Below are 26,120 nucleotides of genomic sequence, written 5' to 3'. Positions count from 1 at the left end.
GCCTGAATGCGATTACGGCGCGGTGCGCTGGATTTCCGCCACGCGTTTACGCACGCCAAACCATCCGGCAACCAGCAGAATAGCAATCAACGGTAACGACGCGATGGTGTAGGTGCCGTTCGGATAATCAAAGGCCATCAGCACCAGCACGCTTAGCAGGAACAGCAACGTTAACCATGAGGTAAACGGCGCGCCCGGGAGCTTGAAGCTGACATCTGCCGCTTTGCCGTCTTTAATGGCCTGACGCAAACGCATCTGGCACACCACGATAAATCCCCACGACGCAATAATTCCTAACGACGCGAAGTTCAGCACGATCTCAAACACCTGCGAAGGCACCAGATAGTTGAGGAAAACGCCGACCACATACACCACCAGTGTGGCGAGGATCCCAGCCCATGGGACCTGCTGACGGCTCATTTTCGCCATAAATTTGGGGGCTGAACCGCCCATCGACATCGAACGTAAAATTCGCCCGGTGCAATACAACCCCGAGTTGAGGCTGGAAAGGGCGGCGGTCAGCACCACAATGTTCATGATACTGCCGATATACGGCACGCCGAGTTTCGAGAAGAAGGTCACAAACGGACTTTGGCCCGCTTGATAGGCGTTCCATGGCAGCAGCAGCACCAGCAGTACGACTGAGCCAACGTAGAAAAGGCCAATGCGCCAAATCACGCTGTTGATCGCTTTTGGCACCATGGTTTGCGGATCTTTGCATTCTCCGGCGGCCGTACCCACCAGTTCAATAGAGGCAAAAGCAAAGACCACACCTTGTACCAGCACCAGCGCGGGTAACAGACCGTGCGGGAAGAAGCCACCGTTATCGGTGATCAGATGAAACCCGGTGGTGTTACCGTCCAGTGGTTGTCCGGTACCTAAAAAGACCGTACCAACCACCAGAAAAATCACGATTGCCAACACTTTGACCAGCGCAAACCAGAACTCCATTTCGGCGAACCATTTCACGCCAATCATGTTCATGGTACCAACAATCGCCAGCGCACCAAGGGCAAATACCCACTGTGGCACATCGCCAAACGCCCCCCAGTAGTGCATGTACAGCGCGACAGCGGTGATATCGACGATCCCGGTCATCGCCCAGTTGATAAAGTACATCCAGCCAGCCACGTAGGCCGCTTTCTCTCCCAGGAACTCACGGGCGTAGGAGACAAAACTGCCGCTGGAAGGGCGGTGCAGAACCAGTTCTCCGAGCGCACGAAGAATAAAGAATGAAAAAATACCGCATACCAGATACACCAGCGCTAAAGCGGGTCCAGCCATTTGTAAACGTGCCCCGGCCCCTAAAAACAACCCGGTACCAATCGCGCCGCCGATGGCGATCATCTGTACCTGTCGGTTGCCCATCGCTTTGTGATACCCCTCTTCGTGAGCATTCAGCCAGCGTCGTTTCGCCGCATGTTGTTCTGCGGCTTGCGTGTTGTGTGTGTTCATTGCGTTTCCTGTTGGCCTGACAAATTAACAAAATCCTTTTTGCCGCCGATGCAGCGGCGAAAACAGCGTTACCCATCATGGTGTTAGAGGGGAAAACTGTCGGCCGAGCATCCTACAGTCAATTAATCAGTGACGCAAAGCCTGGATTATGCCGACACGCCAAAGACCTGCACGGCCTGCTGCAGTCGTGAGGAACGCTGAGTTAAATCGGCGGTGGCATCAGTGACACGTTCCACCATCTCGGCGTTAGTGTGGGTCATGGTGCCGACGCGTGAAATCGAGTCATTGATCAGATCCAGCGCCTGGGTTTGTTCCCGCGTTGCGAGGCTGATGTCTTTAATCATCATCGACATCTGCAATACGTCACCGATCATGCCCGTGAGATGCGTTTCCGTCTGCTCCACCATTTTTACGCCGGAGTTGACGTTCGCGACGTTCTTCTCAATTAGCTGCTTGATCTCTTTGGCGGCCGAGGCGGAGTGCTGAGCCAGATTGCGGACTTCCGCCGCCACAACGGCAAAACCGCGCCCGGACTCCCCGGCGCGTGCGGCCTCGACGGCAGCATTCAGCGCCAGAATATTGGTCTGAAAGGCGATACTGTCGATAACACCGATGATATCGACGATCTGACTGTTATCACGCGAGATAGCCTGCATCATGCCGATGGTCTGTTTCATGATATCGCCGCCTTCCGTCGCGTTGACGCTGGTTTTATCGGCCATGGTCATCGTTTGTGCGGCGGTATCGGCGGTTTGTTGCACCGCGCTGCCAATTTCTTCAATGGCGGCAGCGGTTTGCTGCAGGTCAGCGGAGGTTTCTTCGGAACGTGTATGCAGTGCAACGCCTTCTTTTGATACCCGTTGACTGATTTCGCGGATCCCGGCGATTTGTGTACTGACATCATCCACCAGGGAGTTTAGATTCAGCCCGGATTGATTAACCAGTCGCATCAGCATCCCGATTTCATCTACGCGATTTAAATGACAGTTATCGGGTTTACGGCCGGAGACAACCTTTTTCATTTGACTGAGCAGCGTATTAACTGGCTGACAAATTTGGCACTTAAGGTAAATACCAAATAGCAGAAATAGCACGATCATTCCGCCAGCCTGAATAAATGAATTCACCGGTGCGAGGGTTAATAATACGCAGAGCAGGGCTACTACCCCTAAAGCATAATTGACGCGCTGACTTATGCTTAACCATTTAAACGCAGAGGTCCATGCCAGTATGCCACGACGAATAATAATGCCTTTAAAAAGTCGGAAACCTTTAAATTGCTGGCTATTTATTTTTTCATACAGCTGCTCACTCTGGGCTATTTCTTCTCGTGATGGAACGGTACGCACAGAGATGTAGCCGGTTAATTTTTCGCGGTGCCAGACGGGGGTGACATTGGCGCGAACCCAGTAATGGTCACCATTTTCCCGGCGATTTTTCACCATCCCGGTCCAGCTGTCACCCTGCTGGAGAGTGTGCCACATGTCGGCGAAGGCGGCAGAGGGCATATCGGGATGGCGAATAATATTGTGGGGTTCGCCCATGAGCTGGGTTTCATTAAAGCCGCTGGCTTCAATAAAAGCCGTGTTGGCATAGGTAATGTGGCTTTCTTTATCCGTCGTCGACAGCAGCGTCGCTTTCGCGTTAAGTGTGTGCTCAACTTGTGTAACGGGCATGTTACTTTTCATAGCGGTCCCTGGTGGTATGTTCAAGTCATACAAAAATCCCCGGAATAATACCAGTGGATATTAAAAAGCTGTTTTAAACCATTTTTAATAAGAAACGCTGCATTCTCTACTAATCATTAGCCTGACGAAAGTATTTCAAATAAAATTTTTGTTGTATGCAGTTTGTTAATGGTCATAAATATGAAACAATAAATACAAGTGTATAACCTAAAAAGATACTTCAGCTGACTTAAATTAAATTCAGCATAAATATAGTGCGCAAAAATAAAACTACCGCAAAATGATATTGTTGGGTTTCTGGCATAAACAGTAACCCTATTATATTTTGTAGGGTATGTTTTTTCTGCTTCTTATACCTGCCCAGGAGAGACCTTACCCGTAGTAGAAGTAAGGTTGGTTAGCGATTTTTTAGCTGAGTAAATGTGAATTAAATGTTTCTGAATGGTTGTTTGATAATTTAATAATGACGACATGTTAACAATCGTGAGCCTGTAACATGTCATATCGCCTGAGTATTCTCGATAAAAGCCCCGTAGGGGAAACCGAAACTGCTGCCATTGCGCTTGCCCGTACGCTACAGCTGGCACAGCAGGCAGAGGCGTGGGGATACCACCGCTTTTGGATAGCGGAGCATCACAATACGCCGCAGCTAGCCAGTCCGTCACCGGAGTTGGTGATCGCCTGGATCCTTGGCCAAACACAACGTATCCGCGTTGGCTCTGGTGGCGTTATGCTGCAACATTACAGCCCGTATAAAGTAGCGGAAAACTTCAATTTACTGGCATCACTGGCCCCAGGGCGCGTTGATCTCGGCGTGGGGAAAGCCCCAGGCGGTCTACCGCTGTCAACGCAGGCGCTCCAGCAAGGGCTACATCAGAGTGAAAAGGGCAGCTTTGCCGAGCAGCTTTCGCAGCTCGATGCCTGGCTGGCATTGACCGGGACGGAAACCGGGCACGCGGTATTTCCGACGCCGATCCCTCCCTCTCCGCCGCAAAGATTCGTGTTGGGGGCCAGCGTGCCAAGCGCACAGTTGGCGGCCGAGTCTGACTGGAATTTCATCTTTGCCGCGCACCTGAACGGTGATCCGGCGCTGCTACGCGATGTTCTGACTTACTGGCAAGCCAACAGTGTGCGCCCGACGATTGTCGCCGTGCAGGTGATTGTGGCGAACAATCCGGAGACTGCCGCGCAATTGGCGGAGAGCGTACAAATATGGGGCGTTGAGCTGGAAGATGGTCAACGCGTGACGGTGGCCAGTGAAGAGCAGGCGTTGGCATTCGCCGCACAGGCGGGCAGCGTGCCACGAAAAATTGCCCGTCGAGCGCAGGTGTTGTTGCATGGAACGGCCGAGGATGTGGTCGCAAAGCTGAACAGCCTGCACGCGCAGTACGGCATTGATGAATTTATTATCGATACCCCGCTAGCAGAAGGTCATGCGCGTCTGACATCGCTGTATTTGTTGGCGCAGGCCCATTCCGCAGTGGAGGTCGTCTGATGTCACTGGCCTCGACGCTTATCGGCTGGCGCCGTGAACTGCACCAGCACCCGGAGTTGTCCTTACAGGAGGTAGCGACTACGGCGCGTATTCGCGACTGGTTGCGTGCTGCCGACGTCAACATTTTGCCCTTTGAACTCAACACCGGTCTGGTGGCCGAGGTTGGGCGAGGAGATGATGTTATCGCCCTGCGGGCCGATATCGACGCCTTGCCGATAGAAGAGAATGCCGATGTGGCGTTTCGCTCCGTAACGCCGGGGGTCATGCACGCCTGCGGACACGACGTGCATACCAGCGTCATGCTCGGTGCGGCGCTGTTGTTGAAACAGCAAGAAAGCGCATTACCGGGGCGGGTTCGTATCCTGTTTCAGCCTGCGGAAGAAAACTTTGGTGGCGCGAAAGCGTTAATCCGCGCCGGGGCGCTACAAAACGTAGCGGCGATTTTCGGTATGCACAACGAGCCGGGGTTACCGGTGGGTGAGTTTGCCACGCGTGGCGGCGCATTTTATGCCAACGTTGATCGTGTCGTGCTGCGTATCCATGGCAAAGGCGCACATGCCGCTAGGCCACATGAAGGCAAAGATGTCATTCTGCTTGCCAGCCAACTGGTGACGGTGTTGCAAGGCGTGGCCAGCCGGGAGGTTAACACGCTGGATTCGGTGGTGCTGAGCGTGACCCGTATTCAGGGCGGCAACACGTGGAACGTGCTGCCAGAATCCGTTGAGCTGGAAGGGACGCTCAGAACCCATCGCACAGTCGTTCAGCAGCAGGTCAAATCACGGGTGAATGACATCGCTGCCGGATTTGCCCACGCCTTTGGCGTACAAATTGATGTTATCTGGCACGCAGGCCCCACAGCGTTGGTCAACGATTCGCGCTGGGCAGAGATCGCCACCGAGGTGGCAAAAACCTCCGGGTACACGACGCATTATGCCGATCTGCATATGGGGGGAGAGGATTTTGCCGTCTATCTGCAAAATACGCCCGGGGCATTTGTCAGTATTGGCAGCGCCAGCGAATACGGATTACACCATCCGGGATTTAATCCTGACGAACGATTAATTGAACCCGCCGCGCAGTACTTTACGCATTTAGCGAAAACGGCATTCACACACCTTTAATTTTACCTGTTGGGTAGGGGGTACTATGGCTAAAAAAAGGCAATTACGGTTGGGCACTATTCTGCATGGTGCCTCCGGGAATATGTCAGCATGGCGTCATCCGGCAGCACTTGCCGATGCCAGTATTAATTTTGAGTTTGTCAAAGACACTGCATTAATTGCCGAGCAAGGTAAACTGGATTTTATTTTTGTTGCCGATGGTTTGTATATCAATGAGAAATCTATCCCGCATTTTTTAAATCGCTTTGAACCGCTAACGGTATTGTCGGCACTGGCGAGCATCACCAACAATCTGGGACTGGTGGGTACAGTTTCAACGTCATACAGCGAGCCGTTTACCACCGCGCGGCAGTTTGCCAGCCTCGATCATCTCAGCCAGGGGCGCGCTGGATGGAATGTGGTGACATCGCCCCTGGAAGGTTCAGCAAAGAACTATTCTCGCGCACAGCATCCGGAACATGCTCAGCGCTACCGTATTGCCGATGAATATTTGCAGGTGGTCAAAGGGTTGTGGGATTCGTGGGAGGAGGATGCGTTTACCCGCAATAAAACGAGCGGTGAATTCTTTAATCCGCAGAAACTGCATACGCTCAATCATCATGGCGATTATTTCCAGGTTGCCGGCCCTTTAAATATTGCCCGTACACCACAAGGACGGCCGATTATATTTCAGGCTGGCGCTTCTGAGGATGGCAAGAAATTAGCAGCAACACACGCTGACGCCATTTTCACCCATCAGGAATCACTGGCAGAGGCCAAAGTTTTTTATCAGGATGTGAAAAGCCAGCTGGAAATAGCGGGGCGGGGTGACGATGATCTGCATATTTTCCAGGGCATCAGCGTCATTGTGGGTGACAACGAGCAGGATGCTGAACAGCAATATCAAACCACCGCAGCGCTGGTTTCCATTAACGACGCGCTGAATTACCTCGGCCGCTATTTTGAACATCACGATTTCGCGCAATATTCCCTTGATGCGCCGTTCCCGGAACTCGGCGATCTCGGGCAAAACAGTTTTCGCAGCACCACCGATGAAATCAAGCGCAATGCACGTGAGCGCGGGTTAACCCTGCGCCAGGCAGCGCTGGAAGCGGCCAGCCCACGCCCCCGCTTTAGCGGTACGCCGGAACAGGTGGCTGACGGCCTGCAGCAGTGGTTCGATGAGAGAGCCGCCGACGGATTTATCATTCAGGGCGGCACGCCGGACACCTTCCCACGCTTTGTTGAACAGGTGATCCCGTTACTTCAGGCGCGCGGTCTGTTCCGTCTTGACTACCCCGGCACGACTTTGCGTGCCAGCCTTGGCTTAGCGACACCTGCCAATCAATTCACACAATAAGAGACAAATACGATGCAGAAAAAATCATTACTTTTGGCGCTGTCCCTGGCTTTCAGCGCTTCCGTCTGGGCAAACGATGTCACCATCAACGGCACGGGCGTAAGCCTGGAGGCCAATAAAACGCCGATTAACACGGTGAAAAACGCCCAGGCGATCGCGCAGTTGCCCGCCAGGCTGCAGCTGGCCGTACCGGGTAAATTCACGGTGGCGATTGCCGGACTGAGCCAGCCGCCGCTGACGGTGTTTGCAGATGACAATAAAACGCTGATCGGCAGCGAGGCGGATATCGCCCGTCTGGTGGCCGACAGTCTGGGGCTGGAGTTGAACGTGGTGCCAACGTCATGGGAAGACTGGCCGTTGGGCGTAGCTTCCGGCAAATATGATGCTGCGATCAGCAATATTACCGTCACCAAAGCGCGCAAAGAAAAGTTCGACTTCGCCACGTATCGTAAAGATTCACTCGGTTTTTACGTCAAAACCGGCAGTAAGTTGAGCAAAATTGAACAGGCAAAAGATATCGCCGGGCTGCGCATTATTGTCGGCTCCGGGACCAACCAGGAAGCCATTCTTCTGGCATGGAATGAAGAGAACCTGAAGAAAGGGTTACCGGCGTTTACGCCAGTCTATACCAAGGATGATGCCGCCCAGACGCTGGCGCTACAGTCAGGCCGCGCCGATGCCTATTTTGGCCCTAACGTTATCGGCGCGTGGAAAGCAGCGCTCAATGGAAAAACGCAACTCGTGGGTAGCGTCGACGGTGGCTGGCCAAAGGCCGCGCATATCGCCGTAACGCTGAAAAAAGACAGCGGATTGGTACAGCCGGTGCAAACCGCGCTTAACGGTGTGATCGCCAACGGTGACTACGACAAAGTCTTGAATCGCTGGGGAGAGGGGGTAGAACGCATTCCACAATCTGAAATCAACCCGGCCGGTTTAGGCGACTAAGGAGGTAACGTGAGCGATCAATTCCGCGTGGTCTCGCCGGAGGCGGCAGAACTGCAGCCGATTCTGAACGGTCTGTTTGCTGAATATGCCGCGCGCTATGGCGATTATTTTTCCCGTGATGCTGAAGTTGAATTGACTGAATGGTATCTGGCGCCGCAGGGGATCTTTGTGGTGCTGGAGCGCGACGGCGAGATTATCGCCACCGGGGCCTACAAACCTTACGACAAAGACACGGCTGAGATTAAACGCATCTGGACCCAAAGCACCCTGCGTAAGCAGGGGCTGGCGGCGCGCGTGGTACAGGAACTGGAACGACGGGCGCTACTGGCGGGCTACAGCCGTATCTACCTGACGACAGGGTTTCGCCAACCGGAGGCCGTTCAGCTCTATTTGCGTCAGGGGTACGATCCACAATTTGATATTGCACGTAACCCGGAAGAGTACAGCCTGCCACCGTTTGACGGTCGGCTGCGCTTTACCAAACTGTTGACCATCGCAGGTCAGGCAAAAATTGCCTGAGGAGAAAAAATGAAAACGACGGAAACCATCAAAGTCGTCCCGGCACGCTATCCGATGCGCACGGCAGGTGCGATAGTCGCGCTGTTTGTGCTGGCGGTGATTATCCAGTCGGTGGCGTTTAATCCGCGTTGGGAGTGGGGCGTGTTTGCCCGCTGGTTCTTCGATCCGGTGATTTTGTCTGGTCTGGGGCAAACGCTGCTGCTGACCCTTATCGGCACATTGTTGAGTGTGGTGTTCGGTGGATTGCTGGCACTGGCACGTCTCTCATCATCGTGGCTGCTGAATAGCCTGGCCTGGGGATACATCTGGCTGTTTCGCTCGCTGCCGCTGATCGTGGTGCTGATAATCTTATACAACTTCTCGTATCTGTACGACACGCTGACGATTGGCATTCCTTTCACCCACGTTCAGTGGGGCAGCTTCGCGACCATCAATGTACTGGGTCAGTTTTCTACCGCGGTAGTGGGTTTGACGCTGGTGCAAAGCGCCTATACCGCCGAGATTATTCGTGGCGGATTTCTCGGTGTCGATCACGGCCAGTATGAGGCTGCGGCAGCGCTGGGTTTACCTGCCTGGCGACGCACGCTGCGCATTATCCTGCCGCAGGCGCTGCGCACCATTTTGCCTGCCGGCTTCAATGAAATTATTAGCCTGGCGAAAGGCACGGCGATGGTTTACGTGCTGGCGATGCCGGAGCTGTTTTACACCATCCAGATGATCTACAACCGTACCCAGGAGGTGATCCCGTTGCTGATGGTTGGGGCGGTGTGGTATCTGGCGATCACCAGCGTTCTGTCGCTGATTCAACACCTGGTTGAACGCGCGCTGGCCCGCAGCGAACGGCGCTCAGCCATCAATACCACCCGCGTCAGCCGCGCAGTTAAAGGTCGCCGTCAACTTACGCCTCAGGAGGTCGTCCATGTCCCACTCGCCTGAAGGCCATATTTCCATTACTGGCGTCAGCAAGTCCTTCGGCCGCCATAAAGCGCTGGATGACGTGTCGCTGGAGATCCCGCCTGGTACGGTAACGGTTATTCTCGGGCCATCGGGTTCGGGAAAATCCACGTTACTGCGGACCATCAACCATCTGGAGCGCGTCGATGAAGGCTTCATTCAGATCGACGGCGACTATATAGGTTATCGCCGACAGGGAGACAAACTGTATGAACTGAAAGAGGCGGATATTCTGCGCCAGCGCATTAACGTGGGCTATGTGTTTCAGAACTTTAATCTCTTCCCGCACTTAACGGTACTGGAGAACCTGATTGAAGCACCAGTGGCTCACGGACTCGCGTCACGGAAATCCGCTACCGAGCGGGCATTAACCCTGCTGGATGCGGTAGGCTTGCGGCATAAAGCCGATGCCTGGTCACGCCATTTATCTGGCGGGCAGCAGCAGCGTATCGCCATCGCTCGTGCGCTGGCGTTGAACCCGCGTGTGATGCTGTTTGATGAACCGACATCCGCGCTTGATCCTGAACTGGTGGGCGAAGTGCTGGATGTCATTAAAGGCCTGGCAAAGTCCGGTACCACGTTAGTGGTGGTGACGCACGAGATTGGTTTTGCCCGGGAGGTGGCGGATCAGGTGGTGTTTATGGTCGATGGTAAAATCGTCGAGCAGGGTAGCAGCGAGCAGGTACTCAATCATCCGCGTCATACGCGCACGCAGCAGTTTTTGTCGAAAGTTCTGTGAACCGGGGCGCGCTATGTGCCGCGGGAAAATGGCTAACCTCACTTACCTCGACGCAGCGTGTGCAGAGCAAATCGTTGGCGTAAAAAAACGCTGTTCCGCAGGAGTGCAAGTCCCGGAACAGCGGGCGAAATATCGCCATACGGTTAAATCACGCGACGGACGGCGTCAGGGTAATACGATCCAACGGTCCGACGACAAACAGATACGAACACAGCCCAATTAGCCCCATCGAGCCGACGTATAAAATGGCGTAATCAAACGACTGGGTATTGGCAAGGATGACGCCGATAACCAGTGGGGTGATGATACTGGCCATGTTGCCGCACATATTGAACACACCTCCGGCAATGCCCAACACTTCTTTTGGTGAGGTATCGCTGAGTACGCACCAGCCCAGATTGCCAAAACCTTTGGCGAAAAATGCCAGGCTCATGGCGGCAATCACCACAAATTCTGAAGAGGTGTAGTTGGCGATAACAATCACGCAGGAAAGCAGCATCCCGCAGATGACCGGCAGCTTGCGGGCAACCGTCAGACTGTAGCCGCGTTTCAATAACCAGTCAGAGAATACGCCACCTAACAATCCACCGATAAAACCGGCAATCGCAGGAATACTGGCGACAAACCCGACCTTGAGAATCGACATTCCCTTAGCCTGGTACAGATAAGTCGGAAACCAGGTCAGGAAGAACCAGGTAATGGATGTGACACAGAACTGCCCGATATAAACACCGATCATCATCCTGTTGACGCAAACGCTTTTAATCTGCGCAAAGGTGATTTTTTGTGGTTCTTTCTTATTTCCCAACGAGGGTTCGCCACCGCCATTACGAATATAATCAAGTTCCTGCTGGTTAACTTTCGGGTGATGCATCGGATCTCTGATCTTAACCAGCCAGAATATACCCAGAATAACGCCAATTGCCCCGATATAATAAAAGACAAAATGCCAGCTCAAATTATGCAATATGATGGTCATCAGCGGCGTAATAATGCCTAGCGAGATATATTGCGCTGCCTGATAAACTGAGGTGACAAACCCGCGCTCGTTATTAGGAAACCACTGTACACTCAGGCGACTGTTGGCGGGGAAGGCGGGGGCTTCGATAGCGCCCATCATCAGACGTAAGATAATCAATACGATCAGCGGACTGGCATACAGATAAATGGTGCCCTGAAACATGGTCACCAGCGACCAGCCGATCAGCGCGCAGCCGTACACCAGGCGAGAGCCGTAGCGGTCCAGTAACCAGCCGCCTGGCAATTGCATAATGACGTATGAAATACCAAATGCAGAAAAGGCCAGCCCCATTGCTTCAGGGTCAAAACCCAACTCTTTACTCATAATCGGTGCGACAACGGATAACGTTGCACGATCGGCATAATTAAATACGGTGGCCAGAAACAGAAATATCAAAATACTGTAACGCACTTTAGTGCGCTTTATTATTGTGTTCATCACCCACTCCTGTTATTAGGTTTGAGAGCGTTTCTGTAGGGAAAGAGGGCGGGTATTATTCCCCGCCAGATACGTTAAGGGCGCGTGCCAAATTCACAGCTTAACTGCGTCCAGCGGCGTGCCTGTTCGCTAATACTGAATCCCAGACCATGGCGATCTGAAACCCACATCCGACCATCGCGCAGTTCCAGTTGTTCATTGAATAACGGGTTCAGCCATTCAAAATGCTCCAGCCACGGTTCAAGTGGGTAAGCGGCGGACAGATGCAGGTGCACTTCCATGGCAAAGTGTGGAGCCAGCTTGCGCCCGTGTTTTGCCGCCAGGTCCATAATTTTAAGGAATGGAGAAATACCGCCCACGCGTGGGGCGTCGGGCTGCACAAAATCACTGGCGTTACCGAGGATCAACTGCTCGTGCTCGCGGAAACTGGTCAGCATTTCGCCGGTGGCAATCGGTGTATCAAGCGCAGCAGCCAGTTGAGCGTGGCCTTCAATGTCATAGGCATCCAGCGGCTCTTCAATCCAGATCAGATTGAACTGTTCCATTTTGCGGCCCATGCGAATGGCGGTTTCCCGATCCCACTGCTGATTGGCGTCAACCATCAGCGGGAAGTCATCGCCCAGCGCTTCACGCACCGCGGTTAAGCGACGAATATCTTCGGCGCAGTTTGGCTGACCGACTTTCAGTTTGATGCCGCCAATGCCGTTTTCGCGGGAGATAACCACGTTTTTCAGCACCTGATCCAGCGGCGTATGCAGGAATCCTCCGGAGGTGTTATAGCACTGAACGGAGTCGCGATGTGCGCCCAGCAGTTTTGCCAGCGGCAGGCCCGCGCGCTTGGCCTTCATATCCCACAGGGCGATGTCGAGAGGGGAGATGGCCTGGACCGCCATCCCGCTGCGGCCAACGGAAGCTCCAGCCCACAGCAATTTGGTGTAGATCTTGTCTATATCGTTCGGATCTTCGCCAAGCAGATTATCGGCGATCTCTTTGGCATGCGCATAAATACCCTGACCGCCTGCGCGCTTCGAGTAGCTAAATCCCACCCCTTCAAATCCGTCACGGCTACGGATCTCAGCGATGATAATAGCGACTTCAGTTAACGGTTTCTGGCGACCGGTGAGCACTTTAGCATCGCTGACTGGCGTTGCCAGCGGCAGAAAGGCCAAAGACAGTTTTACCCACTCAATACGGTCGCCTGTTTCAGCCGCTGTTTTTGCGTTGGCCGTTTTGGCATAAGTTACGGCATCGGAATTCGCACTTAGTGACATCTTGTTCTCTCCTGGTAACTATAAAATGATTGCGCTAACATTTTTAATGGTGGCGCAATCATTACGCCAGTAAATTGCTGCCGATTTGAACAATCGATCACAAATGTGGAGATAACAGGGGCTGTTTTTATAAACAGCATCACAATCCAATGCATTGTGTGAAAATGCACAAATCATTATGATGGCGCTAACATTTTACAAGGTGTTATTTCACTAAGCTGCTGTTTTCTCTGAGTTATGCACCAGGGATGCTGGCAATGGCCGAAATCATGATGAATAATGCACAAATCCATCGGCGATTTTTACAAAGGCATCAACCGTGAATAATTCCAGACCTCCGCGCGCACCAACGCTGGAAGATGTTGCCCGCACCGCGGGATTATCGCCAATGACCGTAAGCAGGGCGCTGAATACTCCGCAAATGGTGCGCCCGAAAACAGTAGAAAAGGTGATGCAGGCCGTTCGCGCCACTGGGTATATTCCCAACGCACTGGCGGGGGGGTTGGCCTCACGTCGCAGCAAACTGATTGCGGTAGTGGTCCCACAAATTAACAACAATATGTTTGTCGATACCATTCAGTCGTTGAGCGACGAACTGGCTGAACGTGGGTATCACATCTTGCTATGCGTGGCTGGGTATACGCAGCAAACCGAAGCCGAGCTGGTGGCGACGCTGCTTTCTCGTCGACCGGACGGCGTGGTGCTCACGGGTATCCACCACACCGTTGAGCTGAAAAAAGTGATCCTCAACGCCGCCATCCCGGTGGTGGAAATCTGGGATTTGACGCCAACCCCCATCGATATGCTGGTGGGGTTCTCGCACGAAAAAGTTGGGCAGGCGGTGGCTGACTATCTCCTTGCAAAAGGTTATCGTCGCCCGGGCCTGTTATGGACCGCCGATCGCCGCGCTGGTCAGCGTAAACACGGACTCTGTGATGTGTTGAGTCGCCATGGCATTACCACGGTGCCGCAGGTGGATGTGCCGCTTCCGGCTTCGCTGGCGTTGGGACGCAGTGGCTTGACGCAGCTTTTTGCCGACAGCGAACTTGATGTGATTGTCTGTAGCTCGGATACCCTCGCGCAGGGGGCAATTATGGAGGCGGAAAGCCGTGGTTTGGCGGTACCACACGATTTAGCGGTGGTGGGCTTTGGCGATCTTGATTTTGCCGCCAGCAATCGCCCGGCAATTACCACCGTCAGCGTAGACCGACGCGCCATTGGACAGCGGGCCGCCTCGCTGCTCGCCGACAGAATTGAGCATATTCCTCGTGAAGACGATATTATTGATGTCGGATTTCATCTTATCGTACGCGAGTCCGCGTAAAGACAATAATAAGGAACCTGCTATGCCGCACGTTGATATTAAATGTTTTCCCCGCGATTTGAATGACGAACAAAAATCCGCGCTGGCGGCGGAGATTACCGAGGTGATCGTTCGCCATCTGCAAAGCAAAGACAGCTCGGTAAGCGTTGCGCTGAATGAAATTGAGCCAGAGGCGTGGCAGGGCGTGTGGGATGCGGATATCGCACCGCACATGGATACGCTGATTAAAAAGCCGGGTTACAGTATGTGAGAAAAAACGGGCGGATAATCCGCCCGTTGTACGTTAGGTTTAAGGCGTAACGATATTGAACCAGAACTCGAATTTATCCATGTAGCCCAGCATAGAATCAAGTTTAGCGCCGTCACCGGTCACCTTCACATCGCCACTCTGTTCAGCTTGTTTCAGCGTCACTTCCTTAAGGATGATTTTGTTCAACGTGTCACGGTTGAGCGTGATAGTTGCGTCTGCGTCTTTGGCTTCAGAATTGGCGGTGTGGTTTAGCACGCCGTTTTCCAGCTCCAGCTTGTATTTACCGCCGTCGCTACCGAGGTCGATGTTGAATACCGATTTCGCGTCGCCCGCTTTTTGCCCGTTAATATGCACCGCCAGATAGTCAAAGAACATTTCTGGCGTCATCGCGCGGACGGTATCCGGGCTGGCGGTATTCGGGGTTGGCCCTTTGACCACGCCGTTACGCAACTCTTGTGCGCCGGTGAGGTAGAAGTTACGCCACGGTCCGGACTCAGCCTGGTAGCCTAATTGCTCCAGCGCATCGGCTTCCAGATTACGCGCGGCCTGGTTGTTCGGATCGGCAAACACCACTTTGCTCACAACCTGTGCGACCCAGCGGTAGTTACCCTGGTCATAGTCAGCCTTTGCTTTTTGCAAAATAGCATCGGCGCCGCCCATATAGTCGACGAATTTCTTCGCAGCTTCTTCTGGCGGCAGTTCATCCAGCGTGGCCGGGTTGCCGTCAAACCAGCCGAGATACAGCACGTAGGTGGCTTTCACATCGTGGCTAACAGATCCATAGTAACCCCGGTTGGCCCAGGTATGTGCCAGCGAGTCCGGCAGTTTGAAGTTCGCGGCGATCTCGTCACGGGTCAGACCTTCGTTGGCCATACGTAGCGTCTGATCGTTGATGTAACGATACAGATCACGCTGACTTTTCAGCAGCGTTACGACCTTGTCGTTACCCCAGGTCGGCCAGTGGTGCTGCGCCATCAGGATTTCTGCTTTATCCCCCCAGCGCACAATCGCTTCGTTAATGTATTTGGACCACGGCAGCGGTTCACGGATTTTGGCACCGCGCAGCGAGTAGGTGTTGTGCAGGGTATGGGTGACATCTTCGGCAGATTCAATCAGCTTTTTCTCTTCGATGTACCACAGCATTTCTGATGGTGCTTCTGAACCTGGTGCCAGCATGAAGTCATAGGTCAGACCGTCAATAACCTCTTTTTGCCCATCTTTCTCAATGATGTTGGTGGGCGCAATCAGAGTCACCGTGCCCGCAGAGGTGGTGGTGCCGAGCCCTGCGCCGACCTGGCCTTTGGCGTCCGGTTTTAGCAGGTTGCCGTACATATAGCTGGCGCGACGGCTCATGACGTTACCGGCCATAATGTTTTCAGCCACCGCGGCTTCCATAAATCCGGCTGGCGCATAAATCTTAACTTTGCCCGCTTTTACGTCGGCTTCATCAACAACGCCGCGCACGCCGCCGTAATGGTCAACGTGGCTGTGGGTGTAAATCACCGCCACAACCGGTTTGTTACCCCGGTTTTTAAAGTAAAGATCCATCCCTACTTTAGCTGTTTCAGCAGAGACCAGCGGATCAACCACGGTGATGCCTTCTTTACCTTCGATAATCGTCATGTTCGACAAATCGAGGTTACGGATCTGGTAAACGCCATCCGTCACCTCAAACAGTCCGCTGATGTTGATTAGCTGAGCCTGTCGCCACAGGCTTGGGTTAACCGAATCCGGTGATTTATCACCTTCTTTAATAAAGGCGTACTGTTGCGGGTTCCAGACCACGTTACCTTGCTCACCTTTAATCACCTCCTGAGGAATCGGGGCGATAAAGCCTTTATGGGCGTCAGTAAAGTCGGTGTTATCAGAGAAGGGCAGTTGATTGTATAGCGCATTGTTGGCCTGTTGCGTGGCGGCAGTGGCGTCTTTTGGCGCTTCAGCAGCCATAACAGGGACGGCAAACGATGTTAATAACCCAGCCAGGAGTAAACTTTGTGCGATTCTATTAAGTTGCATCGTAAATCCTCTCAGAGACTTCAGGACGTGCGGTGTCTACGGATAGCGTTTTGGTTAAATATTTGAATTAGAGCAAACTTAACTATAATTCACATGAATGAATCGGCAAGGTCACGGTGGCTGTTTTATCCAATTGTTTTTTTTGGAAGTTTTAAGAAAAAGTAGAATAAAAAAACGTGGATGACAGGGGGGCTGTCATCCGTTCCGATCACTCACCTGCAGTAATGCGTTTTCCGCTGGTGATAAAGGTGCCCGCACCGAGATGATGCAGGGTGTTGAGTTTGTCATCATCGAACTGCCAGCGTCCGTCGACAAAGACGCGATCGTCCGCTGCAGCGGAAACAACCTGGCCGAACAAGGTGTCATATTTCTCCTGCGCAGATGTCGCAGGCAGCAGGCGGCATTCCATCCACGCCAGGCATTTCGCTTCTATCAGCGGTAAGCCCAGCACCGGACCTTTGACTACCGGAATACCGTAGCAGTTGAATTTATCTTCCACCCGACCAGAAACGCTGCCCACCGCGTAGGTCCAGTTAGTTGCCGCCACGCCGGGAATGACAATGCCAAACATGCCGCTACGTTCAATGAGTTCACGCGACCAGGCGGTCTTATCCACCACAATGGCAATACGCGGCGGGTCAAACTCAACGGGCATGGACCACGCCGCCGCCATCACATTTCGCCGCTGGGTATTTTCATCACGACTGGTTATCAAGACCGTTGGACCGTGATTTAACAGTCGGCTGGCATGGTGTAATTCAACCGGACGGAAATGACTCATGGTGGATCCTCAGTTGAGTGGATTATGCGCACAATTAATATAGATATTAACGGGATTAGCGATTTTGTCGCCCGGCATACGGCGAGAGCGCACAAAATCGACGGCGGAAAATGAAAAATGCGTTATAAGTACAACATTCAACGCACAGGGATCCGGTATGACGCCTTTTTTAACCGCTTATTTTTCCCGTATTGGCTGGTCAGGTACGGCTAACGTCAACATTGACACTTTGCAGGCGCTGCATTTACTGCACAACGGTGCGATTCCGTTTGAAAATCTCGATGTGCTGCTGCCGCGAGAAATGCAGCTCGACGAGCAGTCGCTGGAAGAGAAACTGGTGGGCGCGCGTCGCGGCGGCTATTGCTTTGAGCAGAATGGGGTATTTGAGCGTGCGCTGCGGGAGATTGGCTTTACCGTGCGCAGTTTACTTGGGCGGGTGGTGCTGGCAAATCCGCCCAGCTTGCCGCCGCGCACGCATCGACTGTTACTGGTCGAATTGCAAGGTGAAGCGTGGATTGCCGATGTTGGTTTTGGCGGACAAACGCTAACCGCGCCGATTCGTCTGCAGGCCGACATTGAACAGCAGACACCGCACGGTGAATATCGGCTGATTCGGGAAGACGAGGACTGGATCCTGCAGTTCCGTCATCATGAGCACTGGCAATCGATGTACCACTTCGATCTGGTCACTCAGCATCAGAGCGATCATCTGATAGGTAACTTCTGGTCCGCGCATTGGCCACAGTCGCATTTTCGCCATCACCTGCTGATGTGTCGTCATCTGCCAGACGGCGGTAAGCTGACCCTGACCAACTTCCATTTTACGCACTATGAAGCGGGACATGCGGTAGAGCAGATTAACTTACCTGACGTCGCGAGCCTGTATGCCCTGTTACAGGACCGCTTTGGTCTGGGAGTTGATGATGCCAAACACGGCTTTACCGAGGCGGAACTGGCAACGGTGATGGCGGCGTTTGATACGCATCCGGAGGCGGGTAAATAGGGTGATGATTTGCCGGATAGCGACGCGATGCGTCTTATCCGGCCTACCGACTCAATTAAAATCTATCGCCCATTCGGCATGAAACAGGATCACCGCCGCACCGGTAATCGTCACTTTTTGCGGCTGATTGTCCTGGATTGCCACCGTCACCTCGACAATGCCGTCGCGTCCCAGCGCGCGGCCTTGATGCCCCTGAACATGCAAGATTTTTCCGTCATGCGCCATTAGGTTGTGGTGCACCAGCCATGCGCCCATTGGACCATTGGCATTGCCGGTGACCGGATCCTCCACAATGCCAATCGCCGGTGAAAACATCCGGCCATCGGTGGCATTTTCCCCTGGTCGAATCTGAAACGGGAAGAAGCCGTTGCAGCCAATGTGCTGGCTGATCGCGATTAATGCCGACAGGTCCGGGGACAGGGCGTCGAGGTCGACCTCCGGTTTCAACGGGATCATCACTTTCGAATGTCCGGTCGAGGCAATCTGGAGCGGCAGTCCCGGCAGTATATCGTCCTCATTCAGGTGCAGAGCGGCGATGATGGCCGCACGCGTGGCCCCTTCCAGCGGTGGCTCAAACGTCGGCATACCCTGTTCCAGGCTGATGCGATAGTCGTTATCTTCATCATGAATATCAACCCGATGACGACCCGCCAATGACGTTTGCCAGACGGTGGTAGCGCCCAGCCCAAGCACACAGGCGCGAACATAGTGTGCGGCGACGGTGGCGTGCCCACAGATAGGTACTTCGACCGTTGGCGTGAAGTAGCGAATACGCACGTCGCTGTCATTGCTGGTGAGCAGAAAGGCGGTTTCAGAATGACGCAGTTCACGCGCAATCAGCTGCATCTGCGCCTCGCTCAGCCCGTCCGCATTCAGCACGACGCCTGCGGAATTGCCGCGAAACGGGTGTGAAGTAAAGGCATCGACATGGTAAACCTGTGGTTTCATTGGCGTTCTCCCTGGAGTGGAGAAGCATCATAACGTGCAAAATGCCGGATGGCGATTCCGGCCTACGGAATATCCCTGTAGGCCGGATCCAGCAATGCAACGCGAATTTATCGGCGGGAACGCACAATCTGGTTGCGACGGGTAAAGTATTCGACCGGCGCGCTCCACACGTGGACCAGACGGGTGAACGGGAATAACAGGAAGATGGTCATCCCCAGTACCAGATGGACGCGGAAAATTAGCGCCACGCCGTCGAGATGCGCGGACGCGCCGCCCTGGAAGGTCACCACCGACTGCGCCCAGCCCACCAGTTTCAGCATTTCACTGCCGTCCGGATGCTGCGCTGAGAACGGAATGGTGGTCAGGCCGAGGATACACTGAACCAGCAGAACACACAGGATCAGAATATCAGCGGTAGAGGATGTCGCGCGAATTCGCGAATTCGTCAGACGACGAACCAGCAAACCCGCGCCGCCTACCAGCGTCAGCACGCCGCAAATCCCGCCCGCAATCATCGCCATTTGCTGCTTCACTGCGATAGGTAGGAACCAGGCGTACATCCAGTGCGGGGTTAACATGCCAAACAGATGGCCGAAGAAAATCCCCAAAATGCCGATGTGGAACAGGTTTGACCACAACACCATGCCGCGTTTGTCCAGCATCTGGCTGGAGGAGGCGCGCCAGGTGTACTGGCCGTAGTCGTAGCGTAGCCAGCTGCCGAGGATAAACACTGTCCCGCACAGATACGGGTAGATGTCGTAAAAAAAGACGTTCAGGTACTGTATCATTTCGGGCCTCCCGAGCTGACGTCAACATACTGTGGCGCCACGTCCTGGCTAAAGCGCCGTTGGTAGCTTTGCAACGGTGAACTGTCACAGGCGGTGGCGTTATCCTCAATGAACTTCACCTGTTCCTCTTCCCATACAGCGTCGAGCGCCTGGCGGGTATCGTCACGGGTTTCTGCGCCGACCTGCTTCGTGACACTGTCACTTGAAAGCGGACTGCCCGCCAGCATGAGAAGGGCGTCAAACAGCTGATACCATGGGGTATCACGCTGCTTTAAGCGCCCGCCAAGCAGCGCCAGGATCGGCGCGACATTTTGCAATCCCTCTTTAGCCTCTGCCTCCGGCAGCACGCTCAAATACTCCAGATACAGCGGCAGGTGATCCGGCAGCTCACGGCAGGCGAGCTGTAACCCGACCTTTTCGTACTGTGCCAGCAGGTCGACCATTGCCTGACCGCGATCGCGTGATTCTGCATGAACATGTTCAAACAGCAGCAGCGAGGTGGCGCGCCCCCGGTCAAACACCTCGCACCATTCGGCTTGCTTATCCAGCAGCGGGGCATTTAACAGTTCTCGGGTGAATTCGCTCAGCATCGGCGCGTCGCTGGCGACCAGCGCCAGCGCATCGTCCTTACATTCCCACAGCAATTCATCCGGATACTCCATCAACAGCCCGATAACCTTGAGGATCTGCATTATTCACCCTCCGCTTTATCGCGCACTTCGGTGATGTCGATAGCATCAATGCGGCTGCTGTTGAACAGGTTGAATTTGGTATCTGAACCGTGGCAGCCATCGCCGAAGGTAAAGCCGCAGCCGTTTTTCTCCGGGAAGGCATCACGGGCCATTTCGCGGTGGCTGGTCGGGATCACGAAGCGGTCTTCGTAGTTGGCAATCGCCAGATAGCGATACATCTCTTCGACCTGCTCCACGCTCAACCCGACTTCATCGATGGCGCGGGTATCGGTGACACCTTCAACGGTTTGCGAGCGCATGTAGTGACGCATCGCCATCATACGTTTCAGCGCGCGCAGCACCGGGCCGGTATCGCCCGCGCTGAGCATATTGGCAAGGTACTGGATTGGGATACGCAAGCTTTCGACGGCAGGCAGAATGCTGTCGGTCTGCGGCAGGCCGCCGGCATCGGCGTAAGACTGAATTGGTGACAACGGCGGCACATACCAGACCATCGGCAGGGTGCGATACTCCGGGTGCAGCGGCAGCGCCAGCTTCCAGTCCATCGCCATTTTATAGACCGGCGAGCGCTGGGCGGCGTCAATCACGTTTTGCGGAATACCCTGTTTCAGCGCTTCTTCAATGACCGCTGGATCGTTTGGGTTGAGGAACACGTCGCACTGGCGCTCGTAGAGATCGGTTTCATGCTCGGTGCTGGCCGCTTCTTCAATGCGGTCGGCGTCGTACAGCAGGACGCCGAGATAGCGAATGCGCCCGACGCAGGTTTCTGAACATACCGTCGGCTGGCCGGATTCAATACGCGGATAGCAGAAAATACATTTTTCCGACTTGCCGCTCTTCCAGTTAAAGTAGATTTTCTTATACGGACAACCACTGATACACAACCGCCAGCCGCGGCATTTATCCTGGTCGATCAACACAATGCCGTCTTCTTCACGCTTGTAGATGGCGCCGCTCGGGCAGGTGGCGACGCAGCTTGGGTTCAGGCAGTGTTCACACAGGCGCGGCAGATACATCATGAAGGTGTTTTCGAACTGGCCGTACATCTCCTTTTGCATCTTCTCGAAGTTACGGTCTCGCGCGCGTTTAGAAAACTCGCCGCCGAGCAGTTCTTCCCAGTTCGGCCCCCAGATAATCTTATCCATCCGCTTGCCATCAATCAGCGAACGCGGACGGGCGGTGGGCTGATGTTTACCTTCCGGCGCGCTATGCAGATGCTGGTAATCGTAGGTGAACGGCTCGTAGTAATCATCGATTTGCGGGATCACCGGGTTGGCAAAAATTTTGGTGATCACGCCCATCTTGCCGCCCAGTCGCGGTCTGATTTTGCCGTTAACGTCGCGAACCCAGCCACCTTGCCATTCTTCCTGATCTTCCCAGTTTTTGGGGTAACCAATCCCCGGTTTAGTCTCGACGTTGTTAAACCAGGCGTATTCCATACCTTCACGTCCGGTCCAGACGTTTTTACAGGTGACGGAGCAGGTGTGGCAGCCGATGCACTTATCCAGATTAAGAACCATGCCTACCTGTGAGCGTATTTTCATTTTTTCGCCTCCTGTACCTGATCGCGACCTTCATCATCCAGCCAGTCAATATTTTTCATTTTTCTAATCATGATGAACTCATCGCGGTTCGAGCCGACGGTACCGTAGTAGTTAAAGCTGTAGGCCAGCTGCGCATAACCGCCAATCATGTGGGTCGGTTTCGGACACACGCGGGTCACGGAGTTATGAATACCACCGCGCATACCGGTAACTTCAGAACCGGGGATATTCATGATTCGCTCCTGCGCGTGGTACATCATGGTCATTCCCGGCGGTACACGCTGGCTGACCACCGCACGGGCGGTCAGCGCGCCGTTGGCGTTGAAGGCTTCGATCCAGTCGTTATCCTCGATCCCCAGCTCTTTGGCGTCGGTTTCGCTGATCCAGACAATCGGTCCGCCGCGCGACAGCGTCAGCATCAGCAGGTTTTCGCTGTACGTGGAGTGAATGCCCCATTTCTGGTGCGGCGTCAGGAAGTTCAGCGCTTTTTCCGGGAAGCCGTTCGGTGGAACCTCACGCATTTCCGTCACGCTGCGGGTATCGATTGGCGGTCGATAGGCCACCAGGCTTTCGCCAAAGGCTCGCATCCACGCGTGATCCTGATACAGCTGCTGGCGACCGGACAGGGTGCGCCATGGGATCAGTTCGTGCACGTTGGTATAACCGGCGTTATAGGAGACATGCTCGCTTTCAAGACCCGACCAGGTTGGGCTGGAAATAATCTTGCGCGGCTGCGCCTGAATGTCGCGAAAACGAATCTTCTCGTCTTCTTTATTCAGGGCCAGATGCGTATGGTCACGACCGGTCATTGCCCCCAGAGCTTGCCAGGCTTTGACCGCTACCTGACCGTTGGTTTCCGGTGCCAGCGCGAGGATCACTTCAGAGGCGTCCAGCGCGGTGTCGATCAGCGGTCGGCCTTTCGCCGGGCCTTCGCGCTTGGTGTAGTTCAGCTTACCGAGGAAATCGACTTCAGCCTGGGTGTTCCACGAAATGCCTTTCCCACCGTTACCCAGTTTGTCCATTAGCGGACCGAGCGAGGTAAAGCGTTCGTAAGTGGCGGGGTAGTCGCGTTCCACAACGGTTATATTGGGGGCCGTTTTACCGGCAATGAGGTCACATTCACCCTTGCGCCAGTCCTGAATATCAAACGGCTGCGACAGTTCTGCCGGCGAGTCATGCTGGAGCGGTTGCAGCACCACATCGGTTTCCTGGCCCAGATGCCCCACGCAGACCTCGGAGAACACTTTGGCAATGCCCTTATAAATCTCCCAGTCGCTTTTGGATTCCCAGGCCGGGTCAACCGCCGCCGACAGGGGGTGAATAAACGGATGCATGTCCGAGGTATTCATGTCGTCTTTTTCATACCAGGTGGCAGTCGGCAGCACGATGTCGGAGAACAGGCAGGTGCTGGACATACGGAAATCAAGCGTGACCAGCAGGTCAAGCTTGCCTTCGATGGCCGCCGTTTGCCATTCCACCTCTTCAGGTTTAATGCCCTCGCTTTCGCCCAGCGCTTCACCCTGAATACCGCTTTCGGTACCCAGCAAATATTTGAGCATGTATTCATGCCCTTTGCCGGAGGAGCCAAGCAGGTTCGAACGCCAGACAAACAGGTTACGCGGGTGGTTACTGCCGTTGTCCGGTTGCTCACAGGCCATGCGGATATCACCGGACTTCAGCGCCTGCGCGGTGTATTCCGCTGGAGATAATCCCGCCTGTTCCGCTCGGGCTTTAACGGTTAATGGGTTGAGGTTGAGCTGTGGGGCAGAAGGCAGCCAGCCCATACGCTCGGCGCGGACGTTGAAATCAATCAGATGCCCGGTAAATTTCGACGCGTCCGCCAGCGGAGAGAGCAGCTCCTGAGCGGTCACTTTTTCATAGCGCCACTGGCTGGAGTGGTTGTAGAAAAACGAGGTGCTGTTCATCTGACGCGGGGGACGATTCCAGTCCAGTGCAAAGGCCAGCGGCAGCCAGCCGGTTTGTGGACGTAGTTTTTCCTGCCCGACATAGTGCGCCCAGCCGCCGCCGCTCTGACCAACACAGCCGCAGAACACCAGGATGTTAATCATCCCACGGTAGTTCATGTCCATGTGGTACCAGTGGTTGACGCCCGCGCCGAGGATGATCATCGAGCGACCATGGGTTTTGTGCGCGGTGTCGGCAAATTCACGGGCAATTTGTTCGATATGACGACGAGGTACACCAGTGATGTGTTCGCCCCAGGCCGGGGTGTAGGCTTTAATCTCACTGTAATCATGGGCCGCGAGGTCATCATCGAGTCCGCGATCGAGTCCGTAGTTCGCCAGCACTAAATCGTACACGCTGACCACCGGGCAACGACGACCGTCGGCGAGGGTCAGGTGCTTAACCGGTAGCTTACGCACCAGCACTGGCTCCTGCTTCACGCTGCGGAAATGCGGGTTTTCGTTACCGCCAAAATAGGGGAATGCCACCCCGGCTATTTCGTCATGCTGACCGAGTAATGACAGGGACAGTTCGGTTTCCGTGCCGTCTGCCAGCGACTCGAGGTTCCACTTGCCTTTTTCGCCCCAGCGAAAGCCGATAGAGCCGTTCGGCACCACCAGTTCACCGGCGCTGTTGAACGCGACGGTTTTCCATTCAGGATTGTTGCTTTCACCCAGTCCGTCGACGAGATCTGAGGCTCGCATCATCCGTCCTGGCTCGAAGCTGCCGTCATCGCGGGCATCCAGCAGCACCAGCATCGGCATATCAGTATAACGACGGCAATAGTTGATGAAGTAGTCGCTGGGCTTATCAAGGTGGAATTCTTTGAGAATTACGTGGCCCATAGCCATCGCCAGCGCGCTGTCGGTGCCTTGCTTCGGTGCCAGCCACTGGTCGCACAGTTTGGCGACCTCCGAGTAGTCCGGCGTAATGGCGATGGTCTTGGTGCCTTTGTAGCGGACTTCGGTAAAGAAGTGGGCATCCGGTGTACGAGTCTGCGGGACGTTAGAGCCCCAGGCGATGATGTAGCTGGAGTTATACCAGTCGGCGGATTCCGGCACGTCGGTCTGCTCGCCCCAGGTCATCGGTGAGGCCGGAGGCAGGTCGCAGTACCAGTCATAGAAGCTCAGGCAGGTGCCGCCAATCAGCGAGAGATAGCGTGTCCCCGCCGCGTAGGAAACCATCGACATGGCGGGGATGGGGGAGAATCCGGTTACGCGATCCGGGCCGTAGGTTTTCACCGTCCAGACGTTGGCGGCGGCGATCAGCTGATTTAACTCTTTCCAGTTGGAACGGATAAATCCGCCGCGTCCGCGAACCTGTTTGTAGCTCTGGCACTTTTGCGGATCGTGCATAATAGATTCCCACGCCAGCACCGGGTCGGGCTGACGGGAAAGGGCGTCGCGCCACAGTTCGATCAGGCGTTTACGCACCAGCGGGTATTTCAGGCGGTTGGCGCTGTAAAGATACCAGGAATAGCTGGCACCGCGCGGGCATCCGCGGGGTTCATGATTAGGCAGGTCCGGGCGGGTGCGCGGATAGTCAGTTTGCTGGGTTTCCCAGGTGACCAGGCCGTTTTTAACGTAGATTTTCCAGCTGCATGAGCCGGTACAGTTGACGCCGTGGGTCGAGCGGACAATTTTATCGAACTGCCAGCGCTGACGATAGCTGTCTTCCCAATCCCTATTGGTGTGCATGACTTGCCCGTGCCCGTCGGCAAACGTATCGCCCTTTTGTTTAAAGTAACGAAAGCGATCCAACAGTTTACTCATGACATTTCTCCTGCTCCTAATGGACGCTGCCTACGATCTGCAGGCCAAATAG

The 26,120-nt window shown here is 54.3% G+C and carries 19 protein-coding genes and 1 pseudogene; 9 read left to right on the top strand and 11 right to left on the bottom strand.

The annotated features are described in order from the left end of the window. Positions 1 to 12: 12 nt before the first annotated feature. Both ansP and QNN86_RS16440 read right to left on the bottom strand, forming a co-directional pair. Positions 13 to 1,455: an L-asparagine permease gene (gene ansP / locus QNN86_RS16445; protein WP_096756999.1), complete on the bottom strand. Its 1,443-nt coding sequence runs from the start codon at positions 1,453 to 1,455 to the stop codon at positions 13 to 15. A 146-nt stretch (positions 1,456 to 1,601) separates the two neighbouring features. Beyond that, positions 1,602 to 3,143, bottom strand: a complete 1,542-nt coding sequence (locus QNN86_RS16440; protein ID WP_115258464.1) for a methyl-accepting chemotaxis protein — start codon at positions 3,141 to 3,143, stop codon at positions 1,602 to 1,604. Positions 3,144 to 3,639: 496 nt separating this feature from the next. Between QNN86_RS16440 and QNN86_RS16435 the strand changes: the two genes are divergently transcribed. The 6 genes and pseudogenes from QNN86_RS16435 to QNN86_RS16410 all read left to right on the top strand — a co-directional run bounded on the left by QNN86_RS16435 (position 3,640) and on the right by QNN86_RS16410 (position 10,255). Continuing rightward, positions 3,640 to 4,638 carry an MsnO8 family LLM class oxidoreductase gene (locus QNN86_RS16435; protein WP_414211757.1) on the top strand — a complete coding sequence of 333 codons (999 nt, stop codon included), beginning with the start codon at positions 3,640 to 3,642 and terminating at the stop codon, positions 4,636 to 4,638. Continuing rightward, complete coding sequence (locus QNN86_RS16430; RefSeq protein ID WP_181616972.1) at positions 4,638 to 5,759, top strand: amidohydrolase; 1,122 nt, start codon at positions 4,638 to 4,640, stop codon at positions 5,757 to 5,759. Before QNN86_RS16435 ends, QNN86_RS16430 begins: the two co-directional genes overlap by 1 nt. 25 nt (positions 5,760 to 5,784) lie before the next feature. Next, positions 5,785 to 8,043: pseudogene (locus tag QNN86_RS16425) on the top strand (NtaA/DmoA family FMN-dependent monooxygenase). 9 nt (positions 8,044 to 8,052) lie between these two features. Next, the gene (locus QNN86_RS16420) at positions 8,053 to 8,562 is read left to right on the top strand and encodes a GNAT family N-acetyltransferase (protein WP_096757005.1); all 510 of its coding nucleotides are present in this window, start codon (positions 8,053 to 8,055) and stop codon (positions 8,560 to 8,562) included. Between the two features lie 9 nt (positions 8,563 to 8,571). Beyond that, positions 8,572 to 9,498, top strand: coding sequence for an amino acid ABC transporter permease (locus QNN86_RS16415; protein ID WP_117342809.1), 927 nt, complete (start codon positions 8,572 to 8,574; stop codon positions 9,496 to 9,498). Beyond that, a complete protein-coding gene (locus QNN86_RS16410; protein WP_414211754.1) occupies positions 9,482 to 10,255 on the top strand; it encodes an amino acid ABC transporter ATP-binding protein in 774 nt (257 codons plus the stop codon). The genes QNN86_RS16415 and QNN86_RS16410 overlap by 17 nt, the downstream gene beginning before the upstream one ends. A gap of 148 nt (positions 10,256 to 10,403) precedes the next feature. On the opposite strand, the gene QNN86_RS16405 is transcribed toward QNN86_RS16410, so the two are convergent. Together QNN86_RS16405 and QNN86_RS16400 are read right to left on the bottom strand one after the other, a co-directional pair. After that, positions 10,404 to 11,714 carry an MFS transporter gene (locus QNN86_RS16405; RefSeq protein ID WP_117342807.1) on the bottom strand — a complete coding sequence of 437 codons (1,311 nt, stop codon included), beginning with the start codon at positions 11,712 to 11,714 and terminating at the stop codon, positions 10,404 to 10,406. Positions 11,715 to 11,788: 74 nt separating this feature from the next. Further along, the gene (locus QNN86_RS16400) at positions 11,789 to 12,985 is read right to left on the bottom strand and encodes an L-talarate/galactarate dehydratase (RefSeq protein WP_181491396.1); all 1,197 of its coding nucleotides are present in this window, start codon (positions 12,983 to 12,985) and stop codon (positions 11,789 to 11,791) included. 388 nt (positions 12,986 to 13,373) lie between these two features. Between QNN86_RS16400 and QNN86_RS16395 the strand changes: the two genes are divergently transcribed. Beyond that, positions 13,374 to 14,309 carry a LacI family DNA-binding transcriptional regulator gene (locus tag QNN86_RS16395; protein WP_249418969.1) on the top strand — a complete coding sequence of 312 codons (936 nt, stop codon included), beginning with the start codon at positions 13,374 to 13,376 and terminating at the stop codon, positions 14,307 to 14,309. A gap of 22 nt (positions 14,310 to 14,331) precedes the next feature. Continuing rightward, on the top strand, positions 14,332 to 14,559 hold the full coding sequence (gene pptA / locus QNN86_RS16390) for a tautomerase PptA (RefSeq protein ID WP_414211751.1): 228 nt from the start codon (positions 14,332 to 14,334) through the stop codon (positions 14,557 to 14,559). A gap of 39 nt (positions 14,560 to 14,598) precedes the next feature. Here the strand turns inward: pptA and QNN86_RS16385 are convergent, their stop codons facing one another. Together QNN86_RS16385 and QNN86_RS16380 are read right to left on the bottom strand one after the other, a co-directional pair. Continuing rightward, a complete protein-coding gene (locus QNN86_RS16385; RefSeq protein WP_414211749.1) occupies positions 14,599 to 16,575 on the bottom strand; it encodes an alkyl/aryl-sulfatase in 1,977 nt (658 codons plus the stop codon). Between the two features lie 208 nt (positions 16,576 to 16,783). Beyond that, complete coding sequence (locus QNN86_RS16380; RefSeq protein WP_096757013.1) at positions 16,784 to 17,356, bottom strand: flavin reductase family protein; 573 nt, start codon at positions 17,354 to 17,356, stop codon at positions 16,784 to 16,786. 157 nt (positions 17,357 to 17,513) lie between these two features. Here QNN86_RS16380 and nhoA point away from each other — a divergent pair, with 157 nt between their 5' ends. After that, positions 17,514 to 18,359 (top strand): N-hydroxyarylamine O-acetyltransferase, encoded by an 846-nt coding sequence (nhoA, locus tag QNN86_RS16375; protein WP_137363321.1) that lies wholly within the window; start codon positions 17,514 to 17,516, stop codon positions 18,357 to 18,359. Positions 18,360 to 18,410: 51 nt separating this feature from the next. Here the strand turns inward: nhoA and QNN86_RS16370 are convergent, their stop codons facing one another. The 5 genes from QNN86_RS16370 to QNN86_RS16350 form a co-directional block, all read right to left on the bottom strand. Continuing rightward, positions 18,411 to 19,307 carry a PhzF family isomerase gene (locus QNN86_RS16370; RefSeq protein WP_414211746.1) on the bottom strand — a complete coding sequence of 299 codons (897 nt, stop codon included), beginning with the start codon at positions 19,305 to 19,307 and terminating at the stop codon, positions 18,411 to 18,413. Between the two features lie 107 nt (positions 19,308 to 19,414). Then, complete coding sequence (narI, locus tag QNN86_RS16365) at positions 19,415 to 20,095, bottom strand: respiratory nitrate reductase subunit gamma (RefSeq protein ID WP_096757016.1); 681 nt, start codon at positions 20,093 to 20,095, stop codon at positions 19,415 to 19,417. Then, positions 20,092 to 20,787 carry a nitrate reductase molybdenum cofactor assembly chaperone gene (gene narW, locus QNN86_RS16360; RefSeq protein ID WP_137363319.1) on the bottom strand — a complete coding sequence of 232 codons (696 nt, stop codon included), beginning with the start codon at positions 20,785 to 20,787 and terminating at the stop codon, positions 20,092 to 20,094. Before narW ends, narI begins: the two co-directional genes overlap by 4 nt. Beyond that, complete coding sequence (narH, locus tag QNN86_RS16355; RefSeq protein WP_181616963.1) at positions 20,787 to 22,331, bottom strand: nitrate reductase subunit beta; 1,545 nt, start codon at positions 22,329 to 22,331, stop codon at positions 20,787 to 20,789. The genes narW and narH overlap by 1 nt, the downstream gene beginning before the upstream one ends. After that, positions 22,328 to 26,068, bottom strand: coding sequence for a nitrate reductase subunit alpha (locus tag QNN86_RS16350; RefSeq protein WP_414211743.1), 3,741 nt, complete (start codon positions 26,066 to 26,068; stop codon positions 22,328 to 22,330). The genes narH and QNN86_RS16350 overlap by 4 nt, the downstream gene beginning before the upstream one ends. Between the last annotated feature and the right edge of the window lie 52 nt (positions 26,069 to 26,120).

The sequence above is a fragment of the Citrobacter sp. C348 genome (genome assembly GCF_047467975.1).
In the GTDB taxonomy this organism is placed as follows: domain Bacteria; phylum Pseudomonadota; class Gammaproteobacteria; order Enterobacterales; family Enterobacteriaceae; genus Citrobacter; species Citrobacter gillenii.
Note: the sequence above shows the minus strand (reverse complement) of the source record. Positions and strands in the feature narration are given on the sequence as shown.

Coding starts and splice junctions, on each gene's coding strand:
- ansP (WP_096756999.1), bottom strand. CDS start 1,455: ATGAACACACACAACACGCAAGCCGCAGAACAACATGCGGCGAAACGA.
- QNN86_RS16440 (WP_115258464.1), bottom strand. CDS start 3,143: ATGAAAAGTAACATGCCCGTTACACAAGTTGAGCACACACTTAACGCG.
- QNN86_RS16435 (WP_414211757.1), top strand. CDS start 3,640: ATGTCATATCGCCTGAGTATTCTCGATAAAAGCCCCGTAGGGGAAACC.
- QNN86_RS16430 (WP_181616972.1), top strand. CDS start 4,638: ATGTCACTGGCCTCGACGCTTATCGGCTGGCGCCGTGAACTGCACCAG.
- QNN86_RS16415 (WP_117342809.1), top strand. CDS start 8,572: ATGAAAACGACGGAAACCATCAAAGTCGTCCCGGCACGCTATCCGATG.
- QNN86_RS16410 (WP_414211754.1), top strand. CDS start 9,482: ATGTCCCACTCGCCTGAAGGCCATATTTCCATTACTGGCGTCAGCAAG.
- QNN86_RS16405 (WP_117342807.1), bottom strand. CDS start 11,714: ATGAACACAATAATAAAGCGCACTAAAGTGCGTTACAGTATTTTGATA.
- QNN86_RS16400 (WP_181491396.1), bottom strand. CDS start 12,985: ATGTCACTAAGTGCGAATTCCGATGCCGTAACTTATGCCAAAACGGCC.
- QNN86_RS16395 (WP_249418969.1), top strand. CDS start 13,374: ATGACCGTAAGCAGGGCGCTGAATACTCCGCAAATGGTGCGCCCGAAA.
- pptA (WP_414211751.1), top strand. CDS start 14,332: ATGCCGCACGTTGATATTAAATGTTTTCCCCGCGATTTGAATGACGAA.
- QNN86_RS16385 (WP_414211749.1), bottom strand. CDS start 16,575: ATGCAACTTAATAGAATCGCACAAAGTTTACTCCTGGCTGGGTTATTA.
- QNN86_RS16380 (WP_096757013.1), bottom strand. CDS start 17,356: ATGAGTCATTTCCGTCCGGTTGAATTACACCATGCCAGCCGACTGTTA.
- nhoA (WP_137363321.1), top strand. CDS start 17,514: ATGACGCCTTTTTTAACCGCTTATTTTTCCCGTATTGGCTGGTCAGGT.
- QNN86_RS16370 (WP_414211746.1), bottom strand. CDS start 19,307: ATGAAACCACAGGTTTACCATGTCGATGCCTTTACTTCACACCCGTTT.
- narI (WP_096757016.1), bottom strand. CDS start 20,095: ATGATACAGTACCTGAACGTCTTTTTTTACGACATCTACCCGTATCTG.
- narW (WP_137363319.1), bottom strand. CDS start 20,787: ATGCAGATCCTCAAGGTTATCGGGCTGTTGATGGAGTATCCGGATGAA.
- narH (WP_181616963.1), bottom strand. CDS start 22,331: ATGAAAATACGCTCACAGGTAGGCATGGTTCTTAATCTGGATAAGTGC.
- QNN86_RS16350 (WP_414211743.1), bottom strand. CDS start 26,068: ATGAGTAAACTGTTGGATCGCTTTCGTTACTTTAAACAAAAGGGCGAT.